The 22,100-nt window shown below is 68.3% G+C and carries 16 protein-coding genes; 5 read left to right on the top strand and 11 right to left on the bottom strand.

All coding sequences use genetic code 11. The features are described from left to right. The 3 genes from AC1DN2_RS18785 (at window position 1) to AC1DN2_RS18775 (ending at window position 5,037) form a co-directional block, all read left to right on the top strand. A complete protein-coding gene (locus tag AC1DN2_RS18785) occupies window positions 1-1,359 on the top strand; it encodes an HRDC domain-containing protein (RefSeq protein ID WP_476851500.1) in 1,359 nt (452 codons plus the stop codon). A gap of 148 nt (window positions 1,360-1,507) precedes the next feature. Further along, the gene (locus AC1DN2_RS18780) at window positions 1,508-2,845 is read left to right on the top strand and encodes a thiolase family protein (protein ID WP_476851499.1); all 1,338 of its coding nucleotides are present in this window, start codon (window positions 1,508-1,510) and stop codon (window positions 2,843-2,845) included. After that, window positions 2,842-5,037, top strand: coding sequence for a 3-hydroxyacyl-CoA dehydrogenase NAD-binding domain-containing protein (locus tag AC1DN2_RS18775; protein ID WP_476851498.1), 2,196 nt, complete (start codon window positions 2,842-2,844; stop codon window positions 5,035-5,037). Before AC1DN2_RS18780 ends, AC1DN2_RS18775 begins: the two co-directional genes overlap by 4 nt. 157 nt (window positions 5,038-5,194) lie before the next feature. Here the strand turns inward: AC1DN2_RS18775 and AC1DN2_RS18770 are convergent, their stop codons facing one another. The 11 genes from AC1DN2_RS18770 to AC1DN2_RS18720 form a co-directional block, all read right to left on the bottom strand. Next, window positions 5,195-6,811: an ABC transporter ATP-binding protein gene (locus AC1DN2_RS18770; RefSeq protein ID WP_476851497.1), complete on the bottom strand. Its 1,617-nt coding sequence runs from the start codon at window positions 6,809-6,811 to the stop codon at window positions 5,195-5,197. After that, complete coding sequence (locus AC1DN2_RS18765; RefSeq protein ID WP_476851496.1) at window positions 6,808-7,566, bottom strand: energy-coupling factor transporter transmembrane component T; 759 nt, start codon at window positions 7,564-7,566, stop codon at window positions 6,808-6,810. The genes AC1DN2_RS18770 and AC1DN2_RS18765 overlap by 4 nt, the downstream gene beginning before the upstream one ends. A gap of 78 nt (window positions 7,567-7,644) precedes the next feature. Continuing rightward, window positions 7,645-8,466 carry an ECF transporter S component gene (locus AC1DN2_RS18760; RefSeq protein ID WP_476851495.1) on the bottom strand — a complete coding sequence of 274 codons (822 nt, stop codon included), beginning with the start codon at window positions 8,464-8,466 and terminating at the stop codon, window positions 7,645-7,647. A 144-nt stretch (window positions 8,467-8,610) separates the two neighbouring features. Further along, window positions 8,611-9,639 (bottom strand): nucleoside hydrolase, encoded by a 1,029-nt coding sequence (locus AC1DN2_RS18755; RefSeq protein ID WP_230009738.1) that lies wholly within the window; start codon window positions 9,637-9,639, stop codon window positions 8,611-8,613. 113 nt (window positions 9,640-9,752) lie between these two features. After that, a complete protein-coding gene (locus tag AC1DN2_RS18750; protein WP_476851494.1) occupies window positions 9,753-10,730 on the bottom strand; it encodes an aldo/keto reductase in 978 nt (325 codons plus the stop codon). A gap of 70 nt (window positions 10,731-10,800) precedes the next feature. Further along, complete coding sequence (locus tag AC1DN2_RS18745) at window positions 10,801-11,019, bottom strand: helix-hairpin-helix domain-containing protein (protein ID WP_026537002.1); 219 nt, start codon at window positions 11,017-11,019, stop codon at window positions 10,801-10,803. A gap of 66 nt (window positions 11,020-11,085) precedes the next feature. Next, window positions 11,086-11,643 (bottom strand): hypothetical protein, encoded by a 558-nt coding sequence (locus AC1DN2_RS18740; protein WP_476851493.1) that lies wholly within the window; start codon window positions 11,641-11,643, stop codon window positions 11,086-11,088. Between the two features lie 74 nt (window positions 11,644-11,717). Beyond that, window positions 11,718-13,691 carry a 1-deoxy-D-xylulose-5-phosphate synthase gene (gene dxs, locus AC1DN2_RS18735; protein WP_476851492.1) on the bottom strand — a complete coding sequence of 658 codons (1,974 nt, stop codon included), beginning with the start codon at window positions 13,689-13,691 and terminating at the stop codon, window positions 11,718-11,720. Window positions 13,692-13,911: 220 nt separating this feature from the next. After that, entirely contained in the window at window positions 13,912-16,725 is a 2,814-nt protein-coding gene (locus tag AC1DN2_RS18730) for an aconitate hydratase (RefSeq protein ID WP_476851491.1), read from the bottom strand. Between the two features lie 208 nt (window positions 16,726-16,933). Beyond that, window positions 16,934-18,346 carry a class I SAM-dependent RNA methyltransferase gene (locus tag AC1DN2_RS18725; protein ID WP_476851490.1) on the bottom strand — a complete coding sequence of 471 codons (1,413 nt, stop codon included), beginning with the start codon at window positions 18,344-18,346 and terminating at the stop codon, window positions 16,934-16,936. Further along, window positions 18,343-20,319: an APC family permease gene (locus AC1DN2_RS18720; RefSeq protein WP_476851489.1), complete on the bottom strand. Its 1,977-nt coding sequence runs from the start codon at window positions 20,317-20,319 to the stop codon at window positions 18,343-18,345. Before AC1DN2_RS18720 ends, AC1DN2_RS18725 begins: the two co-directional genes overlap by 4 nt. A gap of 154 nt (window positions 20,320-20,473) precedes the next feature. Between AC1DN2_RS18720 and AC1DN2_RS18715 the strand changes: the two genes are divergently transcribed. Both AC1DN2_RS18715 and AC1DN2_RS18710 read left to right on the top strand, forming a co-directional pair. Then, window positions 20,474-21,145 carry a potassium channel family protein gene (locus AC1DN2_RS18715; protein ID WP_079553719.1) on the top strand — a complete coding sequence of 224 codons (672 nt, stop codon included), beginning with the start codon at window positions 20,474-20,476 and terminating at the stop codon, window positions 21,143-21,145. Next, window positions 21,146-21,889, top strand: coding sequence for a potassium channel family protein (locus AC1DN2_RS18710; protein WP_018772421.1), 744 nt, complete (start codon window positions 21,146-21,148; stop codon window positions 21,887-21,889). It abuts the gene before it with no gap. Window positions 21,890-22,100 lie beyond the last annotated feature (211 nt).

Here is a 22,100-nt window from a genome sequence, read left to right as displayed (position 1 = left end):
ATGACCCCTCAGAATCCGGAAATCAGCACGGCCGGCGCCAGTCGCACCACGGCCGAGGCTGCTGACACCACAGCCCACATCACCGTGGAAGGCTTCGACAGCCTGGTCCCTGAAGTGATCGACCTCGACATTCCCCGCGACGGCGTGCCGCTGGTCATTGAAACCCAGTCCGGACTCGAACGCTGCGCCGCGGCCCTCGCCGCCGGCCACGGCCCTGCGGGCGTGGACGCGGAGCGCGCCTCGGGGTTCCGCTACGGCCAGCGCGCCTTCCTGGTCCAGATCCGGCGCGAAGGCTCCGGAACCTGGCTGATCGATCCCGAACCTTTCGGGGACCTCAGCATCATCAATGACGCTTTGCGCGGCGTCGAATGGATCCTGCACGCCGCCAGCCAGGACCTGCCCTGCCTGTCCGAACTCGGCATGTGGCCGGACAAACTCTTCGACACCGAGCTCGCCGCCCGCCTGGCCGGGCTGCCCCGGGTGGGCCTCGCCGCCGTGATCGAACAGCTCCTGGGCTTCGGCCTGGCGAAGGAACACTCCGCCGCCGACTGGTCCACCCGCCCCCTGCCGGAACCGTGGCTGCGCTACGCCGCGCTCGACGTCGAAGTCCTGACCGAGCTGCGCGAGGAACTGATTGAGCTGCTCGTGGCGGACGCGAAGCTGGAATACGCCGAGCAGGAATTCGCCGCCATCCTCGAAGCCGGACAGGCCCCGCCGCGCGTTGATCCGTGGCGCAAGACGTCCGGGCTGCACCAGATCCGGGACCGACGCCAACTGGCCGCAGTCCGGGAGCTGTGGCTGGAACGCGATTCCCTGGCCCAGAAACGTGACGTCGCCCCCGGCCGGCTGATCCCGGACTCCGCGCTCGTCGCCGCGGCCAAAGCGATGCCCTCCACGGTTCCCCAGCTCCTGGGCACCAAGGGCTTCCACGGCCGCGCCGCACAGCGGGAAGCCCCCCGTTGGCTGCGCTGCATCGGCGTGGCCCGGGCCCTGGAGGACCTGCCGCCGCTGCACCTGCCCACCAACGCTCCCCCGCCCCCGCGCGTCTGGGCGGACCGGGACCCGGAGGCGGCCGCCAGGCTCGCCACCGCCCGTCCAAAACTCCAGGCCAGGGCCGAGGAACTGAACCTGCCGGTGGAGAACCTGCTGACCCCGGACTATCTTCGGCGGGTCGCCTGGCGTCCACCGGCAGAATGCAGCGAGGAAGGCGTGGCCGAGGAACTGGCGAACCTCGGGGCGCGCCAGTGGCAGATCGAAATCACGGCTCCGCTCATTGCCGAGGCCTTCCTGCACCCCGAGCCGCTGCCCGCAAAGGAACCCAAGGCCGCCGCGGAGGCGCCGTCGGGTTCCACGGTCTAGCGGCTCCTTCCGGGGCCGCTCATCTCCTCCTTGCCAGCTATGTTACTGGCGAGTAACATAATGCATGATGTCGCTCGGAACCCTCCTGCCTGTGGCAACCCCTGCCACAGGCACGGTTCCGGCACCATGTCTCAATGAGGAGTACGCCGTGAGCCAAGCCCGCACCAGCGGAAAACCCAGCAGCGCAAACCCGAGCAGCGGAAGAAACAGGACCGTGCGCGACGTCGTCTTTGTCGACGGCGTCCGCACCCCGTTCGGCCGCGCCGGCGACAAGGGCATCTACGCGGGCACCCGCGCCGACGACCTCGTGGTCAAGTGCATCCGCGAACTGATGCGCCGCAACCCTTCGCTTCCGGCGGACCGGGTCGACGAGGTCGCGATCGCCGCCACCACCCAGACGGGCGACCAGGGTCTGACCATCGGCCGCACCGCCGCCCTGCTGGCCGGACTCCCCCGCACCGTGCCCGGCTTCGCGATCGACCGCATGTGCGCCGGCGCCATGACCGCCGTCACCACGACGGCGAGCGGCATCGGCTTCGGCGCGTACGACGTCGTGATCGCCGGCGGCGTGGAACACATGGGCAACCACCCGATGGGCGCCGGCGCCGACCCCAACCCGCGCTTCATGTCCGAACGGATCGTGGACCCGGCCGCGCTGAACATGGGCAACACGGCCGAGAACCTGCACGACCGTTTCCCGGCCATCACCAAGGACCGCACCGACGCCTACGCCGTCGCCTCGCAGGACAAGCTCGCCGCAGCCTACGCCAACGGCCAGATCCAGCCCGACCTCGTACCCGTCGCCACGATGAAGCCGGGCCAGGGCTGGACCGTCAACACCGTGGACGAACCCCCGCGCCCCGGGACCTCGCTCGGGGACCTGTCCACGCTTAGGACGCCGTTCCGCGCCCACGGCCGGGTCACGGCGGGCAACGCCGCGGGCCTGAACGACGGCGCCACCGCAGCCCTGCTGGCCTCCGCCGATGCCGCCGAAGAACTCGGGCTGCCGGTCAGGATGCGCCTGGTGAGCTATGCCTTCGCCGGCGTCGAACCCGAGGTCATGGGCATCGGCCCGGTCCCGGCCACCGAGAAGGCACTCAAGAACGCCGGACTCGGCATCGGGGACATCGGGCTCTTCGAAATCAATGAGGCCTTCGCCGTCCAGGTCCTGAGCTTCCTGGACCATTTCGGGATCGCCGACGACGACCCCCGCGTCAACCGCTATGGCGGCGCGATCGCCGTCGGGCACCCGCTGGCGTCCTCGGGGGTCAGGCTGATGAACCAGCTGGCCCGGCAGTTCGAGGAGGACCCCTCGGTCCGCTTTGGCATGACCACGATGTGCATCGGCCTGGGCATGGGCGCCACCGTAATCTGGGAGAACCCGCATCACGCGGATTACGGCACCGAAGCACCGGGCATAGAAATGCACAACACAGAAGCACAGCACGCAGAGACCACGACCACCGAGACTGGAGCCACAGCATGAGCGCCGCTGACTTCCGCAAGCTTGCAGACCTCTTCCCGCACGAGACGGTCACCCACTCCTACGTCCAGGACATCGAACTGCCGCCCGTCGACGGTGGGGAGACGACTGACGGCAAAAGCCCCGGCATCTTCGCGCTGGTCACCCTCGACAACGGCCTGGACCACTCCAAGCCCACCACCCTCGGACCCAACACCCTGATCGAACTCGGCACGGTCCTGGAAGGACTGAAGGAACGCGCCGCCCGGGGCGAGATTGCCGGCGTCGGCGTCACCGGCAAGCCGTACTTCCTCGTGGCCGGCGCCGACCTCTCCACGGTCAAGTCCGTCAGCGGACGCGAACAGGGCCTGTGGATGGCCCAGCTCGGCCACGACGTCTACGCCACCCTCGCGAACCTCGGCGTGCCGAGCTTCGCATTCATCAACGGACTGGCCCTGGGCGGCGGCCTGGAGATCGCGCTGCAGTCCACCTACCGCACGGTCTCTACCGGCGCCGGCGCTCTGGCCCTTCCCGAGGCGTTCATCGGACTCATCCCTGGCTGGGGCGGGGTCCACATCCTGCCGCGGCTGATCGGGCCGGAGAACGCCCTCAAGGTCATGATCGAAAACCCGCTGAGCAACAACCGCACGCTCACCGGGCCGCAGGCCTACCAGCTGGGCATGGCGGACGCGATGTTCGAGCCGGCCGACTTCGTGGAACAGTCCCTGGCGTGGGCCGCGAAAGTCATTGCCGGTGCCGTGGCGCCGGAGCGGGCGAACGCCGTGGACCCGTCCGCTCCGGAGGTCGCCGCCCGCTGGGCGGCCGCCGTCGCCAAGGGCCGCGCCTTCGTGGAGGCCAAGACCTCCAACGCTTCCCCGGCGCCCGCCAAGGTCCTGGACGTCATGGAGGCCAACCGCACCCTGACCCAGGCGCAGTCCGCTGAGCTCGAATGCGAGACGCTCGCCGACCTCATGCAGACCGACGAGTTCCGCTCCACGGTGTACGCCTTCCTGGACCTCGTGCAGCGCCGCTCCAAGCGTCCAGCCGGCGCCCCGGACCGCAAGCTTGCGCGCCCGGTGACGAAGATCGGCGTCGTCGGTGCCGGCCTGATGGCCAGCCAGCTCGCCCTGCTCTTCGCCCGCCAGCTCAAAGTGCCCGTGGTCCTCACGGACATCGACCAGGCCCGCGTGGACAAGGGCGTGGGTTACGTCCACGCCGAGGTGGAGAAGCTGCTGGCGAAGGGCCGGATCAGCCCCGACGCCGCCAACCGCACCCGCGCGCTCGTCACGGGATCAGTTTCGAAGGAGGCCTTCGCCGACGCCGACTTCGTCATTGAGGCCGTCTTCGAGGAACTCAACGTCAAGAAGCAGGTCTTCAAGGAAGTCGAGGCGATCGTCTCGGAAGAGTGCATCCTCGCGACCAACACGTCCTCGCTGTCCGTCACCGCGATGGCGGAGGACCTTGAGCACCCCGAGCGCCTGGTCGGCTTCCACTTCTTCAATCCGGTGGCCGTGATGCCGCTGCTGGAGATCGTGCGGGCACCGAAGACCGACGACGCCGTGCTGGCCACCGCGTTCGAGCTCGCCAAGGGGCTCAAGAAGTCGGCGGTGCTGGTCAGGGATGCCGCCGCGTTTGTGGTCAACCGCGTCCTGCTGCGCCTCATGGGTGAAGTCACCGCGGCCTTCGACGAGGGCACCCCCGCCGACGTGGCCGATAACGCGCTGCGGCCGATGGGCCTGCCCATGACGCCCTTTGTGCTCGGCGCCATGGTGGGCCTGCCCGTGGCGCAGCATGTCCAGGAATCGCTGCACACGGCGTTCGGGGACCGCTTCAGGGTCTCGGCGAACCTGCAGGTGCTGATCGACAACGGTGTGACGTCCATTTGGGCCGTGCAGAACGGCACACCGGTGCCGGGCCCGGACGGCAAGCCGTTCATACCGGCCGAAACCCTGGCGCTGATGTCCTTTGGCAGCACCCCGTCCACCGGCGAGGAGGTGCTGCGCCGGACGCAGGACGCCCTGGCGGAGGAAATCGGGCTGATGCTCGAGGAAGGCGTTGTGGCCGGTCCCGAGGACATTGACCTCTGCATGATCCTCGGCGCGGGCTGGCCGATGTTCCTGGGCGGGATCACCCCGTATCTGGACCGGGTGGGCGCCTCGGAACGGGTCAACGGCAAGAAGTTCCTGGCCCCGGGCGTGGCGTCAGAGCCGGCCTAAAGCCAGGCTTCACCGCTCGCTTTTGTTGGCGCCGCCGCCCGGACTTTGGTCCGGGCGGCGGCGCTGCTTTCGGGAGAGTGGCCGGGCATCCCGGCGGCGCCATGACGTGGGCAGCCTCGATGTCTGCGGTGTTTCCGTGCCTACCCCGCGGCCCCAGTCAGATTTCCCGCAGGCTCCCGCCGCTGAGTTCCAGGACGCGGTGCGCGTTCCTCCGTGCGTAGTCCAGGTCGTGGGTGACCATGACGACGGCGGCGCCCCGCGCGGCGGCGCGGTCGACGGCGCCCTGCAGCGCCTCGAGGCCGTGCCGGTCCAGCCCGACGGTCGGTTCGTCCAGGGCCACCACCGCCGGTTCGCGGGCCAGGACCGTGGCCAGGGCGAGCAGCCGCTGCCGGGAGGCGGACAGCTCGGCCGGGTGTGCCTCCTCGGTACCGGACAGGCCCACCGCGGCAAGCGCGGCCCGGGCCTTGCCCTCGGCGCCGGCCTTTCCGGACAGTTGCCGGAGTCCGAACGCGGCTTCCCGCAGGACGGTGCGTTCGAAAAGCTGGTCCCGGGGGTGCTGGAACAACAGGCCCACGGAGGCCGCGACCTTTCCCACCGGCTCGCCGGCAATGCTGCGCCCGCAGACCAGCACGTCCCCGGCCGAGGGCCGGAGCAGTCCATTGAAGTGGCGCAGCAGTGTCGACTTGCCGGCGCCGTTGAGCCCGGTCACGGCGATGATCTCGCCCGGGCGCACGGCGAAATCCACGTCCCGGAGGACCCGGTCCTGCGCGCCGGTGCCGTGCCGACGCGGGTCCCGAGCGTAGCCGAACCCAACCCCGCGCAGTTCCAGCGATGCCGGGCCGGGACCGGGCGCCGCGGCAGGCACCGGCCCGGGATGGCGGGCGCCGGCGGCGACGCCGGACCCACTGGCCCCCAGGACGCCGGACCCAATACCGCTCGGCCCAATGCCGCCGGGCCCGCCTACGCCAATCACTCCGGCGCGCTCCAGTTCGGCCGAGCCCGCCAGCTGCGCCGGCGTCCCGGCAGCGGTGACCGTCCCGGCAGCGGTGACCCTCCTGCCGTCGGGCCCGGTCTGAGCGTCAAGAATCGTCCAGTGCGTGGCTTCCCCGGCGAGCCCGTCGGCTGCCTGGCTCAGGAGGACGACGCCGGTCCCGGCGCCGCAGAGGCTGCGGACCAGGGCCTCGACTTGCGCGGCTCCGGCCGCGTCCAGCGATGCCAGCGGCTCGTCCAGGATGAGCACGTCCGGTTCCGTGATGACGGCGCAGCCCACGGCGAGCCGGCGCAGCTCCCCGCCGGAGAGCGTGGCCGGGTCCCGGTCCAGCAGGTGAGAGAGTCCGGTGCGGGCGGCGGTGCGCTCCACCGCGCGGAGCATGTCCTCCCGGGCCGTCGCGCGGTTTTCCAGGCCGAAGGCCAGCTCCTCCGCGACCGTGGCGCGCACCGAGGAGAGCATCGCCGCGGCGTCCTGCGGAACGAAGGCCACGCGGCGCGACCACTCGGCGGGGTTGATCCGGGGGTCCTCGGGCACGCCGCGGAATTCCAGCACCGTGCCGCCAAGCTCCAGGCTGCCGCGGAATTGTCCGGCGTGACCGGCCCGGAGCCAGCCGGCCAACAGTTTGCCCAGCGTGGATTTTCCGCTCCCGGACCCGCCCAGGACGGCGGTCAGGGAACCCGACGTGACCGAGAGTGCGGCATCCCTCAGCACCGGGGTGTCATCGCCGTGGAACGTGAACGCCTCGATCCGGATCTGAAGCGCCGTGCGGGTGGTGGCCGTCATGACACCGCCCCGGCAGGCCAGGAGGCCACAATCCGCCCGGCGACGGCGGCCGCCGCGAATACCAGTGCGGCTGCCCGGCATAGCCGCTGGGCGGGCGGGTCGGCGACTTCGCGGTAGCTGGTCCGGGGCCCCGGGCTGCCGAAGCCGCGGGCGTCGAGCGCCTGGGCGCGGCTTCCGGCGTCGTCAATCAGGGCCAGGACCAGCGGCACCATCTGCAGACGGAGGGTGCCGAGGCGGGACAGCAGGCCGCGTCCGACCACCATCCCGCGGGTTTCCTGGGCCTGCCGGATCCGGTCCAGGCGGCCCGCGACGGCGGGCAGGAGGGTGAGCGTGGAAGCCAGGACGAAGCCGAACTGCGGTGGGATCCTGCGCCCGGCGAGGGCGGAGACGAGGTCGGGGACGCTCACGGTGAAGGAAAAGAGCAGGAATACCAGCACGCAGGCCGTGGTCCGGGTTCCCAGCTCCAGCGCGAAGCCCAGACCCTCGGCCGTGACCCTCGCCGGACCCCACTGGGCCAGCACGGTCTGGCCCTCAGGGAAGAAGAGGCCGTGCAGCACCAGCAGGGACAGGCACAGAGGCGTCAGGATCACGGCTCCTGCGGTCAGGACGCGCCCCGCAATGCCATGGCGGGCGGCAAGGATCACCGCGGCGAGGGCCACGGCGACAGACAGCGGCCAATAGGCGGCCGCCGTCGTGACGACGGCGGCGCATACGGCGAGGGTCAGCGCGGTGAAGGGGTGCAGTCGCGGTGTCATGGTCGCTGTGTCAGTGTCTCAGGGTCAGTGTCGCTGTGGCAGTGTCGCAGGGTCGGGGTGTCCCAGCCGCAGCGGGGCTCAGGCGTCCGGCGCTGCCGGGGCCTTGCCGGCGAGTACCCGGTAGCGCCGCACGAAGGGGAACTGGAAGGTGGCGCGGCGGGGCAGCGCGTAGGCGAGCAGCGCCGCGATGGTGAAAACGATCGCCTTGTCCATGGGGTCGGAAATCAGTGCCTGCTTGGTGATGGCGGCCAGGAGGGTGTCCCCCATGGCGCGGAAGGCGCTGACGATCGCCCCGGTACCCAGCCCTGACGTGCCGCCAAAGACGAACGCGGCGATCGGGGCGGAGACGACGCCGGCCAGGATGCCGGTGACGAAGCCGGCGACGGGGGCGAGGTAGAAGCGGCGGAACAGCCCGCCGCGCGCGGCCATGCCGGCGAGGAATCCGATCAGGGCGGCACCGGCGGCGAACGGCAGAACGGTGGGGTTGAAGAAGGACCAGACGATGCTGCTCAGCGCGCCCGTGGCGGCACCCGCTGCGGGTCCGGCGAGGACGGCGATCAGGACGGTGCCGATCGCGTCAATGTAGAACGGCAGGCCCGTGCTGCCCATCAGCTGTCCGAGGACCACGTTCAGGACCAGCGCCACCGGGATGAGGACCACGGTGGAGGTGGGCAGCGCCGGCAGGACGGCCACAATCAGCAGCACAGCGCCGAGCAGGAAGCCGCCGAGGGCAACGAGGGCCGAGAAGCTGGCCGGGCCGTTGGCAATGTCAGCGGGCTGGGTCAGCACCAGGAAGATGTAGGTGGCGGCGATCGCGGCGGCGCCGGCGATTTCGAGCAGGCGGCGCCTGCGGCCGGCCGCCTGTCCAGGGGCAATGATGGTGAGGGCTGGCTGTGACATGAGGGGTGTTCCTTTGGCTGGGTACAACAAGTTCCGCCTCATGTCACCTCGGCGCAGCTACCATCCTAGCGAGCGGCGACCATTCTAGCGATCTGCAGACCCGTCCGGGCACTCCCCGCATTGGCCCAGCCGTACTGTCCGGTTTCAGGCCACCGGCGCCCGGGGGCCCACCGCGCGCGCAAGGGCGCCGATCGAGGAAATCAGTTCGTCGAAGCACTGCCCGGGGTTGTTGTCAGAGACGATCCTGACGTTCGGCGCCAACCCCCACAGCCCGCGGAAATCGGCCACCGTGGTGCCGATCAGCAGGGGCGAATCCGTTTCGACGTCGACCGTGGCCAGCCGGGTGGCGAACGGTGTGCGCCCCGCTGCAGCGCAGGCCGCGAAGGCGTCGTGCACGTGCGCCACATAGCCTTGGTCATAGAGGCGGTGAAATTCCATGTAGAAGCGCAGGGCGTCGGACAGGCAAGCGACGAGGGGGTTCCCGGACTGGCTCCGCTGGCCTTCGGACTGCTCCGGGAGGACGAGTTCGGGCTCCGGTGCACCGGCGGCCTCGCCAAGTCGGCGCAGGTGCTCCGGGTGCATCTCGATCCGCTCGGTCATTTCCAGGGCACACAAGATCGGCAGTTTGTCCTCGGGCAGGCCCCGGTAGGCGGCAAACACCTCCTTGGCGGCATGCGGATCCACCGAGGTGTTCCATTCGGCCGTAGGGGTGGTGTTGCCCTGGTAGTAGAAGCTGCCGCCCATGATCACAAGTCCCTTGAGCAGCCGGGGAAGTTCCGGTTCCCGGCGCAGGGCCAGGGCGAAGTTGGTCAGCGGTCCGGTGATCAGGCCGGTGAGCTCCCCCGGGTGCGCCCGCACCTCCTCGACCCAGACGTCGACGGCGTGCCGCGCCGAGATCTGCTGGCGCGGCGGCGGCAGCTCGGCATAGCCGATGCCCTGCGGCCCGTGGGTCTCCTCGGTGGTGACCAGCGGGATCTCCAGCGGGACCTCGGCGCCGATGGCCACCTCGATGCCCTCGCGGCCGCAGAGCTCCAGCAGGGCCAAGTTGTTCAGCGCCACCTGACGGGCCCCGACGTTCCCGGCGGTGCACGTGATCGCCTGGACGTGGACCTCGGGCCGGGACAGCAGGTAGACCAGGGCCAGGGCGTCGTCGATCCCAGTGTCGACGTCCATCAGGATCGAATGCGTCACGGCAGGTACCGCCGCCCGGGCGCTTGCAGCACTGTTCAGACCAGCACTGTTCATACGATCAGTGTTCAGACCTGGACCGTTCAGAACTGGACCGTTCAGAACAGCGCCACCTTGGGCGTGCGCGGGAAGAGGTCGTCCAGCTCGGCGAGGTCGGCCTGGCTGGGTTTCCAGGCCACGGCGGCGGCGTTCTGGCGCACCTGCTCCGGCGTGGTGGCGCCGGCGATGACGCTGCTGACGGACGGCTGGGCGGCCAGCCAGGAGAAGGCCACCTGGACTTCGTTGAGCCCGCGGTCGGCGGCGAACTTGCCGAAGGCACCCAGCTGTTCCCAGTCGGCGTCGTGGACCAGGTTGGTGCGGGTGTGGCTGAGCCGGCTTCCCTCGGGGGCCCGGCCGGCGGAGTATTTGCCGGTCAGCAGGCCGTTGGCGAGCGGGAAGTACGGCAGGACGCCCAGGCCGTAGGCCTCGGCCGCCGGGGTCACCTCGAGTTCGGCGCGCCGGTCCAGCAGATTGTAGTGGTTCTGGCTGGAGATGAAGCGGGCTCCCCCGCGGGCGCGTGCCACGTACTCAGCCTCGGCGATCTGCCAGCCGGCCCGGTTGGAGTGGCCGATGTAGCGAACCTTGCCGCTGGTGACGAGGTCATCGAGGGCCGAGAGCGTCTCGTCGATGGGCGTGAGCGGGTCCGGGGTGTGGAACTGGTAGAGGTCGATCCAGTCCGTGCCGAGCCGGCGCAGCGAGGCCTCCGCCGCCTTGATGATGTAGCGGCGGGATCCGCGCGCACCAAAGTCCTCGCCGTTGGCGCCGCGCATGTCCATGCCGAACTTCGTGCCGATGACCGCATCGTCGCGGCGGGAACCGAGGGCCTTGCCGAGCATTGACTCGCTGAGGCCGGGCTCGCGGCCGTAGGCGTCCGCGACGTCAAAGAAGGTGATCCCGGCGTCGAGCGCCGCATGCACGACGGCGTCGGTGCCTTCCTGCGATTCGGTCACGGTCCCGGACCGGCCCAGGTTGTTGCAGCCAAGTCCCACGACAGAGACGGACAGTCCGGAATTTCCAACGCGGCGGTATTCAGTCATGGTTTTAGCCTATATCGCCCCGGCGGGTGCCCCGGCCAGGCCGCCGCGGGCGGCGGACAGCGGGCCCGCGCTACCCTGCCGGCAGCTTCAGCCCGTGCTCGTCCATGGCGTCCTGGAGCTGCGCGAGGGTGCGAGGGCAGACGCCCGGCATCCCGGCAAGCCGGCGCCGGCCAAGCTGCACGAGGTGTTCGAGGGTCTCGACCCCCGCGTGCGCGAGCGACTTTCGCGCCGGCGCCGCGAGTCCCGCGGGCAGCGGGGTGCAGCCTGGTTTCGAGGGTTTGCGCGTCATTGCGTTGCCTTTCAGTCCGTGCCCCCAAACTGGTGTGAGCCGTGCCCGGCTCCTTGCCCGTGCTGCCTACAGCGTGAAGCCGTTTGCCGGCTTCGGCGAGTGCTTGAGCTTGAAAGTATCCTCGCCAAACGGCGCGGCGCCAATGCTCAGTTTGGTGAAGTCGAGGTCTTCGCCGCGGACGCAGACCTTGATGGCGTTGACCGTCTTATTCACGTCCGGGGTGAGGCAGAAGATGTTGAGCCGGGCGTCGGAAAATTCGCTGCGGTCCACGATCCCCAGGCCCCGCCAGGCCAGATGGCTGATCAGGGCGTCTTTGGCTTTTTCCTCGAGGTACCGGTCGCGGCTGGTCCCCTCTTTGGTCTTCAGCGCGTACTGGGCCACAACCCAGGACTGTTCCTCCGCCGGAATTTCGGCGTAGCCGTCCTCGGCGCACTGCGCCGCGAAGGCGTCCATGAGGCGCTCCGCGGCCTCCGCGTCCGCGACGTCCGTCTCGTCCGTCTTGCTCTGGTGTCCGACGACGCCGTGGTTCATCACGAACTGCCTGTAGTCCTCATCAAACCAGGCCTCCCTGAAGTGCAGGGTGCCCTCTTCGTCGCGCTTGTAAACTCTGATAATTCCACTCATATGCCAGTTCCTTCCTGGGCCGTCCGGCGCCGGATTCAGTGGCGCCCACGGGTAGTGCTCAACGGATGTGCTGGCTACAGCTGCGGGATGCTGCCGGTGCTGGGGTGTTCCTGGCCGGGCAAGGGCCGCGCAAACGGCACCTTGGTGCCCAGGACCTGGGCGACGACGTCGTGCGTGATCTGCTGGGCGGTCAGGCCCACGCGTTCGAGCACCTGGCCGCGCGTGCCGTGTTCGAGGAACTCGACCGGCAGGCCGACCTCGTTGAGGGCAGTGTCCACGCCCGCGGCACGCATCTCCTGGCGGATCCGGGAGCCGACGCCGCCGGCCCGCACACCGTCCTCGATGCAAATGACCAGGCGGTGGCGCGCGGCGAGATCGATGATGGACTGCCGGACCGGGAGGACCCAGCGGGGATCCACCACCGTGGAGCTGATGCCCTGGGCACCGAGCCGGCCGGAGACGTCCAGCGCGAGTTCTGACATGGCGCCCACGCTGACGATCAGGACGTCGTTCTCGCTCGAGCCCGCGGGCCGGCGGGCCAGCACGTCCACGCCGTCCTCCAGGCGTTCGACCGCATCGACTTCGGGGCCGACGTTGCCCTTGGAGTAGCGGAGCACGCTCGGGGCGTCTTCAATGGCCACAGCCTCGCGCAGTTCCTCCCGCAGCCGGGTGGCGTCGCGCGGCGCCGCGAGGTGCAGCCCGGGGACGATCTGGACCATGGCCATGTCCCACATGCCGTGATGGCTTGCGCCGTCGGGTCCGGTGACGCCGGCCCGGTCCAGCACGATCGTGACGCCGGCTTTGTGCAGGGCGACATCCATCAGCAGCTGGTCGAAGGCGCGGTTCAGGAACGTCGCGTAGACCGCGACCACCGGGTGCAGTCCCCCGAACGCCATGCCGGCAGCCGAGGTGAGGGCGTGCTGCTCGGCGATGCCGACGTCGAACACGCGCTCCGGGTGCCTGGCGGCGAACTTGTGCAGCCCGACCGGAATCAGCATGGCACCAGTAATCCCGACGATGTCCTGGCGCTCGTCGGCGATGTCGGCGATCTCGTCGGCGAACACCGCGGTCCAGGACTTCGCGCCACCGGCTTCGGTGGGTGCGCCGGTCTCCGGATCGATGATCCCCACGGCATGGAACTGGTCCGCTTCATGGGCGCGGGCCGGGGCGTAGCCGTGGCCCTTTTCCGTCATGGCGTGCACGATCACGGGGCCGGCATAGTTCTTGGCGGTGGACAGGGCGTTTTCCAAGGCCTGGAGGTCGTGGCCGTCGACGGGACCGATGTACTTCATGCCGAGGTCCTCGAACATGCCCTGCGGGGCCCACCAGTCCTTGATGCCCTTCTTCATGGCATGCAGGCTCTTGTACGTGAACTGCCCCGCGGGGCCGCCCTTCTGCAGTTTGCGCTTCCACCACTCGAGCGTGCCTTCATAGGAGGGGGCGGCCCGGAGGGAATCGATGGTGGGGCGAAGGGACGCCAGGTAGTCGGCGAACCCGCCGACCGTCGGGGCGTACGAGCGGCCGTTGTCGTTGACCACAATCACGACACGGCGTTTCTTGTCCGCCGCGATGTTGTTGATCGCCTCCCAGGCCATGCCGCCGGTCAGGGCGCCGTCGCCCACCACCGCGACGACGAAGCGGTCGCCGTCGCCGGTCAGCTGCCGGGCGCGCGAGATACCGTCGGCCCAGGACAGCGAGGAGGACGCGTGCGAGCTTTCGACGATGTCGTGCTCGGATTCGCCACGGTCCGGGTAGCCGGACATGCCGCCCTGCTGGCGGAGCGTGCTGAAATCCTGCCGTCCGGTGAGGAGCTTGTGCACGTAGGACTGGTGCCCTGTGTCGAAGACAATGCTGTCGCGGGGGGAATCGAAGATCCGGTGCACCGCGATGGTGAGCTCGACGACGCCGAGGTTCGGGCCCAGGTGCCCTCCCGTCCGGGAGACGTTGCCGATCAGGAAATCCCTGACCTCGGCTGCCAGCTGATCCAGCTGCGCCCCGGACAACTTACTCAGGTCCTGCGGATTCCGGATGGTGTCCAAGATTCCCAACGGCCCCTCCTTCGGGTGGTAGACATGCCTTTTAACTCTAACGCCTCCGGGCGGGCCGCCGCGCCGGAGGCCAGCACCGGTGCCCTGCACGCTTCACGCTCTCCGCTCCCCCGCTCCAGATCCAGCACCCGCGGCCGAAACCGGGAACGCAAAGGCCCCGGCCGGTCAGTGACCGGCCGGGGCCTTTGCATGCGTTACCGGAGCGTGCCCGGCAGCTCCGCTAGTGCGCGGAGATCTGGCGCAGGACGTACTGCAGGATGCCGCCGTTGCGATAGTAGTCCGCCTCGCCCGGGGTATCGATGCGCAGCACGGCGTCGAAGGACGTGACGGAACCGTCTTCAGCGGTGGCCGTGACCTTGAGGGTCTTCGGCGTGGTGCCGTCGTTCAGGGCGGTGACGCCCTCAACTGCGTAGGTTTCCGTACCGGTCAGGCCCAGGCTGGCGGCGTTCTGGCCGGCCGGGTACTGCAGCGGGAGGACACCCATGCCGATCAGGTTGGAGCGGTGGATGCGCTCGTAGCTCTCGGCAACGACAGCCTTGACGCCCAGGAGCGCGGTGCCCTTGGCGGCCCAGTCACGGGACGAACCCGAGCCGTACTCCTTGCCTGCCAGGACCACCAGCGCGGTGCCGGCAGCCTGGTAGTTCTGTGCAGCGTCGTAGACGTAGGCCTGCGGGCCGTCGGCCTGGGTGAAGTCGCGCGTGAAGCCGCCCTCCACGCCGTCCAGGAGCTGGTTCTTGATGCGGATGTTCGCGAACGTGCCGCGGATCATGACCTCGTGGTTGCCACGGCGTGAGCCGTAGGAGTTGAAGTCCTTGCGCTCCACACCGTTGGCCAGCAGGTACTGGCCGGCCGGGGTGTCCGACTTGAAGGAACCGGCCGGGGAGATGTGGTCCGTGGTGACGGAGTCGCCGAGCTTGAGCAGCACGCGCGCACCGGTGATGTCCTGGACCGGCTCCGGCTGGGCCTTCATGCCCTCGAAGTACGGGGGCTTACGGACGTACGTGGACTTCTCGTCCCAGGCGAAGGTGTCGCCGGCGGGGGTGTCGAGCGCCTTCCAGCGATCGTCACCCTCAAAGACGCCTTCGTAGCCGCGGGCAAACATTTCCTTGTCGATCGAGGAATCGATGACCTGCTGGACCTCAACCGGGTTCGGCCAGATGTCCTTCAGGAAGACGTCGTTGCCGGCCTCGTCCTGGCCCAGGGCGTCGTTGTCGAAGTCGAAGTCCATGGTGCCGGCAAGGGCGTAGGCGATGACCAGCGGCGGGGAGGCCAGGTAGTTCATCTTTACGTCCGGGTTGATCCGGCCTTCGAAGTTGCGGTTGCCGGACAGCACGGCGGTGACGGAGAGATCGTTGGCCTGGATGGCCTCGGAGATCTCGGCGTCGAGCGGACCGGAGTTGCCGATGCAGGTGGCGCAGCCGTAGCCCACGATGTAGAAGCCGAGCTTCTCCAGGTAAGGGGTCAGGCCCGACTTGTTGTAGTAGTCGGTGACTACCTTGGAGCCGGGAGCCACGGAGGTCTTGACCCACGGCTTGGACGTCAGGCCCTTGTCGACGGCGTTGCGGGCCAGCAGTGCGGCGGCCAGCATCACGGACGGGTTGGACGTGTTGGTGCAGGAGGTGATCGAGGCGATCGACACTGCGCCGTGGTCCAGCTCGAACTCGCGTCCGTCCGCGGTCTTGACGCTGACCGTGTTGGACGGGCGGCCGTTGGACTTCGGGCCATGCGCGTGCGGGGCCACGTCACTCAGGTGCGACGCTGAGGCGGTGAACGAGGGCGAGTCCGAAGCCGGGAAGCTTTCGTCGATCGCTTCGTCCAGGCTTCCGCCGGCCAGGTCTTCCTTCACGTAGTTGCGCAGGTCCTCGCGGAACTGGGCCTTGGACTCGGTGAGGATGATGCGGTCCTGCGGGCGCTTCGGGCCGGAGATCGACGGAACAACCGTCGACAGGTCCAGCTCGAGGTACTCCGAGAACTTGATCTCGCGGGAGGGATCGTGCCAGAGGCCCTGTTCCTTCGCGTAGGACTCCACGAGGGCGACGTTCTCGTCGGACCGGCCGGTGAGGCGCAGGTAGTCGAGGGTGACGTCGTCGATCGGGAACATCGCGGCGGTGGAGCCGAACTCCGGGCTCATGTTGCCGATCGTTGCACGGTTGGCCAGCGGCACAGCCGCGACGCCTTCACCGTAGAACTCGACGAACTTGCCGACCACACCGTGCTTGCGCAGCTGCTCGGTGATGGTCAGGACGACGTCGGTGGCGGTGGCGCCGGCCGGGATGGAGCCGGTGAGCTTGAAGCCCACGACGCGCGGGATGAGCATGGACACGGGCTGGCCGAGCATGGCAGCCTCGGCCTCGATGCCGCCAACGCCCCAGCCCAGCACGCCCAGGCCGTTGACCATGGTGGTGTGCGAGTCAGTGCCGACGCAGGTGTCCGGGTAAGCGCGGACAACGCCGTCGACTTCACGGGTCATAACGGTGCGGGCCAGGTACTCGATGTTGACCTGGTGCACAATGCCGGTGCCCGGCGGGACGACCTTGAAGTCATCGAATGCAGTCTGGCCCCAGCGCAGGAACTGGTAACGCTCACCGTTGCGCTGGTATTCGATCTCCATGTTGCGCTCCAGTGCGCCGGAGTTGCCGAAGGCGTCAATCTGGACCGAGTGGTCAATGACCATTTCGGCCGGCGCCAAGGGGTTGACCCGCTTCGGGTCGCCGCCGAGCTCCTTGACGGCCTCACGCATGGTGGCGAGGTCAACGACGCAGGGCACGCCGGTGAAGTCCTGCATGATCACACGCGCCGGCGTGAACTGGATCTCGGTGTCGGGCTCGGCGCTGGGATCCCAGCCTGCCAGCGCACGGACGTGGTCGGCCGTGATGTTGGCACCGTCCTCGGTCCTCAACAGGTTTTCAAGCAATACCTTGAGGCTGAACGGAAGGTTCTCTGCACCTTCGACGGAGTTCAACCGGAAAATTTCATATTCGGTTCCGGCTACATTAAGTTTGCCTTTTGAACCGAAACTGTCCACAATGCTCATTCGCAGGACTCCTCTCGCAACAGTTTCATCTTTGTCGCGCCGCAGGACCCTTGCTAGTTAGGGCGGCCTAACTAATACAGGCATCAGTACAACGTGGTACGCAATGCAGGTAAGAAACGCAGGGAACGGCCGTTACATCAACACCAGTCAAATTAAAAGCAGCGGTGATGGAGCGCGACGACGGACTACTACGCCCATCCTAGTGGCATCACGGTTGAGGAGTCAGCAACGCCACAGTCTCCATGTGGTGGGTGTGCGGGTACAGGTCGAAGGCACGCAGCCCGGCCAGGCCCCAGCCGCCCTGCCGGAAATAGCCCAGGTCGCGGGCGAACGAGGCCGGATCGCAGGAGACGTAGGCTACGGCCCGGGGACCGGCGTCGATCAGCTGTTTGACTACCGCCTTACCGGCACCTGCGCGTGGCGGGTCCAGGATCAGGGCGTCGAAGTTGCGCGGTTTCTGCCGCAGCACGCGCTCCACACGGCCCTGGACGATCTCGACCTGGACGGCGTCGTGCAGGTTCTTGCGTGCATCGCGGCTGGTTCCGGGTGCTCCCTCGACCGAGAGCACGGATCCGGTCACGCCCACGGCATCAGCCAGCGGTGCCGTGAACAGCCCGGCCCCGGCGTACAGGTCCGCCACCACCGAGCCCGGCGCGAGGTAGCCGCCGTCGTGCAGGAAGTTGGTGACGGCGCCGACGAGTGTCTCCGGGGCATCCCGGTGGATCTGCCAGAAGCCGTCGCCGGTAACCCGGTACTCGTGGCCCGCGGCCGACTCCTGGACGTAGGTGCGGCCGCGCAGCTGCAGCACCTCGCCGGTGGCCGGGTCCAGGCTGGCGACCGAGACGTCGTCGGGCAGCTGGGCCAGGATGCCGCTGAGCCGCTTGGACCGGGTTCCCGGGGCTGGCACCAGCAGCACCAGCGGCCGGGAGCCGTTCGCCGGGGCGGCAACCTCGATCCGGTCGATGCCCTGCAGGTCGATGTCCCAGAGCCGGAGCGCGTTGATTCCGTCCACGGCCAGCGGCATCTCGCGCACGGGCAGGATGGCATCGGAGCGGTGGGCGTGCATGCCGAGCTTGCCGGCCTGTGTCACGGCGAAGCCGGCGCGCGTGCGCCAGCCCAGGCCGGACGCGGCGGACTCCCCCGCACTGCCGGCATCCTCCGGCGCGCCTGCGCCGGCGCCTGCCGCCTCGCCGACGGCCTCGACTGTGATCTGCTCCGCCGGCGCAAGTTCGACGCCGGCCAGCCGCTTGAGTTGTTCGGCCAGGACCTCGGCCTTGAGGCTGCGCTGGCGCGCCAGGGAGATGTGGCCGAGTTCGGCGCCGCCGACGGGCGGGTGCCGGTGCGACCAGGAACGTGCGGAATCGGCGAGATCCCAGAAGTGCGGCACTCTGTCCGGGGAGGCCTCCAGGACCTCCACCACATCGGCGCGCCAGAATTTCGCGGCCGGGCCGTCGTCGGTGAGCCGGACGCGGACCTTTTCGCCGGGAATCCCGTGCCGGACGAAGATGACGCGTCCCTCGTGCCGGGCCACACAGTGGCCGCCGTGGGCGACGGGTCCGACGTCGAGCGTCAGCTCGGTGCGGGTCTCGGTGTGGGTGTGCGTCCGGGTGTCGGGGGTCATTGGATATCCTGCAGTTTCTTGGCTTCTTCGGACGATTTCAGCTGCCACGGCACACTGCACACCATGACCCCGGGCTCGAAATGCAGCCGGGTTTTGATGCGCAGCGCGGTCTGGTTGTGGACCAGTTGCTCCCACCATTTGCCCACGACGTACTCCGGGATGTAGACCACGATCAGGTCGCGCGGCGAATCCCGGCGCATGCTCTTGATGTAGTCCATGATCGGAGTCACCGTTTCGCGGAACGGGCTGGCAAGGACGGTCAGCGGCACAGGGATTTCGAGCTTCTCCCAGTCCGCAACAGTCGCCTCGGTCTCCTCTGAGCTGATGTCCACGGTAATGGCGTCCAGCCGCGACGGGCGGGAGGCCCGGGCGTAGGCGAGGGCGCGCAACACCGGCTTGCGCACGTGCGAGACGAGCAGCACGGCGTGCACCCGGGTGGGCAGCGCGCGCGGCGAGGAGTCCTCGTCCACGGCGAGTTCCTTGGCCACGTTGTCATAATGCGCCCGGATGCTCCACATGATCAGGAACAGCACGAACATGGCCAGCAGCGCGATCCAGGCGCCCTGCGAGAACTTGGTGATCAGGACGATCACCAAGACCAGGGCGGTCATGCAAAAGCCCACCGTGTTTATGGTCCGGGACTTGATGATGCGCAACCGCACGGCAGGTTCCTTGGAAAGCTTCAGCTCCCGTCCCCAGTGCCGGATCATGCCCAGCTGGCTCATCGTGAAGGAGATGAAGACGCCCACGATGTAGAGCTGGATGAGCTTTGTGACGTCGGCGTTGAAGGCGATGATCAGCACCAGGGCGCCGGCCGCCAGGGCCAGGACACCGTTGCTGAAGGCCAGCCGGTCGCCACGGGTCCGCAGCTGGCGCGGCAGGTAGCCGTCCTGTGCCAGGATCGAGCCGAGCACCGGAAAACCGTTGAACGCCGTGTTGGAGGCGAACACGAGGATGACGCCGGTGGCGGCCACCACGATGTAGAACGGGATGGACCCCTCGCCGAAAACTGTCTGCGCGATCTGGCTGATGGCCGGGTTCTGGATGTACCCCTCTTCCAGCGGTTTGCCGTTCAGGAGGAATTCCGTCGCCGGATCCAGCACGATGTGCACCTTGGTGGCGTTGGCCAGGTAGATGATGCCCGCCAGCATGGCGGAGGCAATCACGCCAAGCAGGAGCAGTGTGGTGGCCGCGTTCTTGCTCTTGGGCTTCTGGAAGTTGGGCACACCATTGCTGATGGCCTCGACGCCGGTCAGCGCCGCCGCGCCGGAGGAGAAGGCACGCAGCAGCAGGAACGCGCCGGCCAGGCCGACAAGTCCCTCATCGAAGCCCGGCTCCGGCACAATCTCGAACGCCGCCGACGGTGCCTGCCCCAGCTGGCCTGTCGCGGCCTGGAAGATCCCGACGGCGGTCATGCCCAGGATGGAGGCCATGAAGATGTAGGTCGGGACGGCGAAGACACTGCCGGCCTCTTTGATGCCGCGCAGGTTCACGAGGGCCAGGATGATGACGCCGATCGTGGCAATCGCCGCCTGCTGTCCGTGCAGCGAGGGCACGGCGGTGGTCAGGTACGTCGCGGCCGAGGACATGGACACGGCCACGGTCAGCACGTAGTCGACCAGGAGCGCCGAGGCGACGGTGAGGCCGGCGAACTTGCCGAGGTTGACGTTGGCGATCTCGTAGTCGCCGCCGCCGGAGGGGTAGGCGTGGACGTTCTGGCGGTAGGAGGCCACCACGGTCAGGAGCACCACCATGACGGCGAGGCCCACCCACGGGGCGACGGCGACCGCGCTCACGCCGGCGATGGCCAGGGTCAGGAGGATTTCGTCAGGGGCATAGGCCACGGAGGACAATGCATCCGAGGCGAAAATGGGCAGCGCGATCCGCTTCGGCAAGAGCGTGTGGGCCAGACGGTCGTTCCGGAAGGGCTTGCCTACCAGCACCCGCTTCACGGCATTGAAAATTGTCAGCACCACACAAAGCTAGTCTGATTCGGACGCGATGTCATGACGGCGAAGCCGGCGTGCGCAAGGGCGCCGGCCGGCGCCCCGTGCCCGTGGCCTTCCGGGACCGCGTGGCCGGTAGAGTTTTACGCAGTATCAGACGCAGAACCAAGAGGAGGCCCATGTGGCGCACTTCGTGATCATGGGTTGTGGCCGTGTCGGGGCAACCCTGGCACACACGCTCGAGGACGCCGGGCATTCGGTGGCCATCATCGACCAGGACGACCGCGCCTTCCGGCGGCTCCGCACAGGATTTTCCGGACGGAAGGTCACGGGGGTCGGGTTTGACCGCGAGACGATGAAGCGCGCCGGCGTCGAGGAAGCCTATGCCTTCGCGGCGGTTTCCAGCGGCGACAACTCCAACATCCTCGCCACCCGGGTGGCGCGGGAGACCTTCCACGTGCCCCATGTGGTGGCCAGGATCTATGACCCGGGCCGCGCCGAAATCTACCAGCGCCTCGGCATTCCCACGGTCGCCGCGGTCCGCTGGAGCGCCGACCAGGTGCTGCGCCGCATCCTGCCCGAACAGCACATCGCCGGTGACTTCCGGGAGCCCTCGGGCCGGCTGGTGCTCGCGGAGGTTGACCTCAACCCCGACTGGATCGGGCACCCGATCTCCTCGATCGAGAAGGCGGCCGGCATCCGGATCGCGTATCTGACCCGGTTCGGTGAGGGCATGCTGCCCGCTGCCGCCACGTCTTATCAGGACGGCGACACTGTCCACGCCATGCTGAACGTGGACCGGAGCTCCGAGATCGGCCACATTCTCGCCAAATCCCCCGCCAAGGAGTCCTGAGTGAAAGTCGTCATCGTCGGTGCCGGAAGCGTCGGGTCCTCGATCGCCCGCGAGTTGTTGGCCCACAAGCACGAAATCCTGCTGATCGACGAGAAGCCGGAGGTGATCGGCCGGAGCGGGCTGCGCGGAGCCCACTGGCTGGTCGGTGATGCCTGCGAGCTGAGCACGCTGCAGGACGCCAAACTCGAGGACGCCGACGTCGTGGTCTCCGCCACCGGTGACGACAAGGTCAACCTGGTGGTCTCGCTGCTGGCCAAGACGGAATTCGGTGTCGGGCGTACCGTCGGCCGGGTCAACAACCCCAAGAACGACTGGATGTTCGACGACTCCTGGGGCGTCGACGTCGCGGTCAACACCCCGCAGCTGATGACCGCGCTGGTGGAGGAGGCGGTGGAGATCGGCGACCTGGTGCGGCTGCTGACACTGCAGACCGGGGTGTCCTCTCTGGTGGAGTTCACGGTCCCGCACGACTCGCATGTGATCGGGCTGACCGTGGGCGATGTCCAGTGGCCCGAAGACGCCACCCTCGTCGCGATCCTGCGGGACCAGGCGCCCATTACGCCGAGCCGCGACGACGTGATCGACGGCGGCGACGAACTGTTCTTTGTCACCACGATCGCCGCCGAGGACGACCTCCGCGCCCTGCTGGCGCCCGAATCACCGCTGGAGGACCAGCACCCGGTGACCTCGGACCAGCACGGCCACGGCACCCAGCCGGCCGGGGACGACGGCTTCGACGGCTAGAGCAATTCCGCTCCCAATAGTTGCGCTATCAGATATGGCCGTTCCCGAAGTCTGGGAACGGCTGTGGAGTCTCATGACTTAATGGACGTTTCTGTCTCAAGACATCGTGGACAGTGTGTCTCAGGACATCGTGGACACTCGGACCGGTTTTGCTCGGGTCATGAGCAAAATGCACCCCGATATCAAGATCCGGCATTTGGTGGCGACATAT

This window comes from Arthrobacter sp. 01L42 (assembly GCF_056400005.1).
Note: the sequence above shows the minus strand (reverse complement) of the source record. Positions and strands in the feature narration are given on the sequence as shown.